This window comes from Sulfurihydrogenibium yellowstonense SS-5 (genome assembly GCF_000173615.1).
Taxonomy (GTDB): Bacteria; Aquificota; Aquificia; order Aquificales; family Hydrogenothermaceae; genus Sulfurihydrogenibium; species Sulfurihydrogenibium yellowstonense.
Genome location: NZ_ABZS01000146.1, coordinates 1 through 4,579, shown reverse-complemented (window position 1 = coordinate 4,579; position 4,579 = coordinate 1). Strand labels below are relative to the sequence as shown.

3 protein-coding genes are annotated in these 4,579 nt (G+C 37.1%); 1 reads left to right on the top strand and 2 read right to left on the bottom strand.

Annotation, left to right across the window (positions count from 1 at the left end; genetic code table 11):
- Window positions 1–81: 81 nt before the first annotated feature.
- The gene (locus SULYE_RS06345) at window positions 82–924 is read left to right on the top strand and encodes an outer membrane beta-barrel protein (RefSeq protein WP_007547677.1); all 843 of its coding nucleotides are present in this window, start codon (window positions 82–84) and stop codon (window positions 922–924) included.
- 520 nt (window positions 925–1,444) lie between these two features.
- Here the strand turns inward: SULYE_RS06345 and trpB are convergent.
- Together trpB and SULYE_RS06335 are read right to left on the bottom strand one after the other, a co-directional pair.
- Window positions 1,445–2,689, bottom strand: coding sequence for a tryptophan synthase subunit beta (trpB, locus tag SULYE_RS06340; protein WP_007547675.1), 1,245 nt, complete (start codon window positions 2,687–2,689; stop codon window positions 1,445–1,447).
- A gap of 14 nt (window positions 2,690–2,703) precedes the next feature.
- The coding region (locus SULYE_RS06335) for a penicillin-binding protein 1A (protein ID WP_007547672.1) at window positions 2,704–4,579 on the bottom strand (1,876 nt) is incomplete at its 5' end.

The following is a 4,579-nucleotide window of genomic DNA, read 5'->3' as shown; positions in this document are numbered from 1 at the left end:
GCGTTTAAATGGCAAATTTAGTAAATAAAGATACTAAAGAATTCAGAACCATGGCTTGGCTTTTGTTACTTACAAACCAGTTTGCTGGATTCGAGCTTAGACGCTGGTTTACTTTGGACAAACTTTGGCGAAAGACCGGTTACAATCTTAAACCCACATATCACAAGAGGAGTATTATTTACAGCTAACCCAGTATTATTAACTGGTGCAAGAGGCACATACGACGCTGGCGTAGCAAAAGTTTACGTAGGTGCTGGTAAAGCCGGAAGCTATCAATTAATGGGACCTGTATATACTAATAATGCTATTCTTCCTAACCACAAATACTCTAACTACATTGAAGCTGGCATTACTTCTAACTTAAAACAATTTGGTTTACCGGTTGATGTTGGTTTACATACTTACAATGAAAACGGAAACAGAGATATCTATGCTTTAACAGTTGGTGGAGATTTAGGAATCGTATCTCTTGGCTTAGAAGTTGATTACTTCAAAGCTGATGATAACTTAAAGAAAGCGTGGAATCCTACAGTTGGCACTACTTTAGGTATACCAAATTACTCTGCTTCTTCAAACGCATGGGGTGCGGCTCTCTGTGCTAACGTAAAACCAGTAGCTGGCGTTCAAGTTCCAGTAAGAATTGAGTACGCAGACAACAAAGATACAATTTTAATTCCTACAATAGGTACAAGTGGAATAACATTGGGTGGAGTACAATATGGAAATGCTAAAAAAGTATGGACATTTACAATTACTCCAACTTACAATCCAACCAAAAACACATTCTTAAGAGCTGAAGTTTCATATGCCAAATCTTCTGGTGCTCTAAAAGCTGGGCAAGACGCTTGGTTGTTTATAGATTCTAACGGAAATCAAAAAACTTCAAGAACAACCGGTGCTGTAGAGCTTGGATTCTTGTTCTAATTAGTAAAAATCTAAATATCACATACACAAGGCGGGCATAGTCCCGCCTTTTTTGTTTTATAGAGCTTTTTAATGGTGTTGTTCTGAGCGTTAGCGAAGAATTTCGTTTCTTTGTGTGTCTCAAGTCTGTCCATTCTGAGCGTAAGCGAAGAATCTCATTTTTTTAAAAAACCAGAACATGAGATCCTTCGGGCTAAAGCCCTCAGGATGACAAAGGAAAAAAACGACGTCATTCTGAGCGTAAGCGAAGAATCTCATTTTTTAAAAGAAGGAGATCCTTCACTTCGTTCAGGATGACAAAGAATGTTCTAATAGTGTCATTCTGAGCGATAGCGAAGAATCTCATGTTTTTCTTTTCAAGTCAAAAAAATCAAAAATGAGATCCTTCGGACTTCGGTCTCAGGATGACACAGAAAGGTAAGCTTACAAAAATTTTGGAACACCCTTTGAGATCCTTCACTTCGTTCAGGATGACAAATGAAAAAAACGACGTCATTCTAAGCGATAGCGAAAAATCTCATTAAACCCCGTACTTTTCTTTTAATCTACCTAACAATCTTTCATACAACTCTTTATCTGTATCAAGAAGATTTTTTACTGATTGAACGTCTTTATCTCCTCTTCCTGATAGATTTATAACAACGGATTTAGATTTGTCTAAGCTTTTTGCAATTTCTACCGCTTTTATAACAGCATGGGAGCTTTCTAACGCAGGTATTATTCCCTCTGTTCTTGATAGTAATAAAAATCCTTCTAATGCTTCTTCATCCGTTGCGGTAATATACTCTGCTCTTTTAATTTCTTTCAAGAATGCATGTTCTGGACCAACGCCAGGATAGTCTAATCCGGCAGAAATTGAATGGGTTGATTCTATCTGTCCCCACTCATCTTGAATAAAATAGGATTTCATTCCGTGAAGTACCCCAATGGTACCACCGTTTATACTTGCTGCATGCATGCCGGTTTCTATTCCATAACCGCCCGCCTCTACTCCAACAAGTCTAACCTGTACATCTTCAATAAAAGGATAAAAAATACCTATTGCATTACTTCCTCCGCCGACGCATGCAACTATAACATCAGGCAATTTTCCTTCTATTTCAAGTATTTGCTGTTTTACTTCTTCGCCTATCACAGACTGAAAATCTCTAACAATCATCGGAAAAGGATGGGGTCCAAGTGCTGAACCGATAATATAATGAGTTGTCTTAACATTAGTAACCCAATCTCTCAATGCTTCATTAACAGCATCTTTTAATGTTCTGCTGCCTGCTTTTACTATTTTAACCTCTGCTCCAAGTAATTTCATTCTAAAAACATTTAACGACTGCCTTTCTGCGTCTTCTTCACCCATATAAATAGCGCATTCTAAACCAAACAAAGATGCTGCCGTTGCAGTGGAAACGCCGTGCTGTCCTGCCCCAGTTTCTGCTATGATTCTTTTTTTGCCGATTTTTTTTGTAAGCAAAACCTGTCCAAGTGTGTTATTTATCTTATGGGCTCCTGTATGTAATAAGTCTTCTCTTTTTAAATAAATTTTTGCTCCGCCGACTACATTGGTTAATCGTGATGCAAAATATAAAGGCGTTGGTCTGCCAGCATATTCTGTAAGATAGTATAAAAGCTGTCTTTTAAAGTCCCCATCGTTTTTGATTTTTAAATACTGCTGTTCTAACTCTTCTAAAGCTGGTATGAGGGTTTCTGGTAAGTATTTACCGCCAAATACTCCAAAGTATCCTTTTTCATTTGGATATGTATATTTCATTTCAAAAGCTCCTTTTATTGATTTTTCTTTATTATATTGATTATCTCTTCATTATCAACCGTATTCTTGTCAGAAGAGGATTGGTTTTTATCCTTTGGTGTTACTGGAGTTTCAGCATCTGACGGTAAAGTGATCTCTTGTGGTGCTTGCTGAGGTTGTGTTTCAGCAGGATTTTCTGATGGTGGTTCTTGTGGTGGAGGTGGATAAATTTTACTTAAATCTACAGGGTTTCCATCGCAATCAACCTGAGGATATGTTCCATCGACAAAAAGGAAAAATCTTCCAGGGCAGTTTTCGTTAGATACCTTTAACGTAATTGGGTCGATTGGTATGTATATAGTTCCTTCCACCTTAGGAAATTGCTTGTAAGACATACCTCTATTTGCATAAAGCATAACATCCATCCAAAGCGGTAAAGCTCCTTCTGCTCCTGCTATTCCCTTTCCTATTTGCTTTCTCCTATCATAACCAATCCAGACTAAGGTGGTTAAATCTGGGTCAAATCCTACAAACCATGCGTCTGCATAATCGTTTGTTGTTCCGGTTTTTCCGGCAGTTTGGAATGGTAAAGATGCTGCTCTTGCTGCTGTTCCTTCAGTTGTTACAGCTCTAAGTAAATCTACCATAACGGCGTTTTCTGGTTTTGGATATACATCCTCACATCTTGGCTCTTGCTGATAAAGTATATTTCCGTTTCTATCTACTACTTTCCTAATAAAGTAAGGCTCGCATCGTGTCCCTTGATTTCCAAAGGTTGCATAAACAGTTGCAAGTTCTATGGGCGTTAATTCTGTAGAACCAAGGGCAAGAGAATAATATTTTGGCAGTTTTTGTTTTATCCCTAATCTATAAGCTGTAGCTATTACAGGGTCAAAATCTAACTGAGACAGTAAATAAACAGTTGCAGCGTTTAGGCTTTTAGCTAAAGCGGTTCTTAATATTATATTTCCTCTGTATATTCCATCATAATTCTTAGGTACCCATTCTTTGTTTTGGCTATAGTCCCAAAACGAGATAGGCTCATCTTTTAAAACGGAGATTTGAGTATATCCGTTTTGTATCGCGGTTGCGTATATGATCGGCTTTATAGCAGAGCCTGGCTGTCTTTTACTTTGCAATGCTCTGTTAAACTGAGACTTTCTAAATTCATATCCGCCAACCATTACCCTTATGCCTCCTGTTTTAGAATCTATACTTAACACTACTCCTTCTAAAAATGGCAAGACTTTAAACTTTCTATCTTCTGTATATTTTACATATACATAGCTATCTTCTTGTAAATTCGCTGTGCCACCTTTAATAAATGCTTCACCTTCTACTCCATCTATCATGAAAGTTATTTTATTTTTCGAAACAGATTTTATTTTAGCTACATAGATGCTGTTTGCTATTATTGTCTCTGGACTAACATTTTGAGATTCGTATTTTTGCTTTAAACTTTCAATCTCATCTCTTAAAAGCTTTGGAAATCCAACACGTGCTTGCATCTCTTCAAGCCAATTTTGAAGTCTTTTTTGTGCATAATAATGTAAATCTTTATCTATGGTTGTATAAATTTTTAAACCACCTTGAGAGATAGCATCTTCGCCGTATCTTTCAACAACCCACTGTCTAATAAGCTCTACAAAATAATCGTTAAATGTATCTGTCTTTATAACTCCGGCAAGTTTTATAGGTTTTTCAACGCATCTTTGATATTGATGCTCATCTATATAGCCTTCTTCTAGCATTCGCATTAGAACGACTTTTTTTCTTTTTTCAGCAAGGTCTAAATTTTGGTATGGATTGTATTTTGAAGGTGCTTTTGGAAGTCCTGCCAATACAGCAGCATCACAAACATCCAACTGCCATACATGTTTTCCAAATATGTTTGAGCCGCCGCTTCTACTC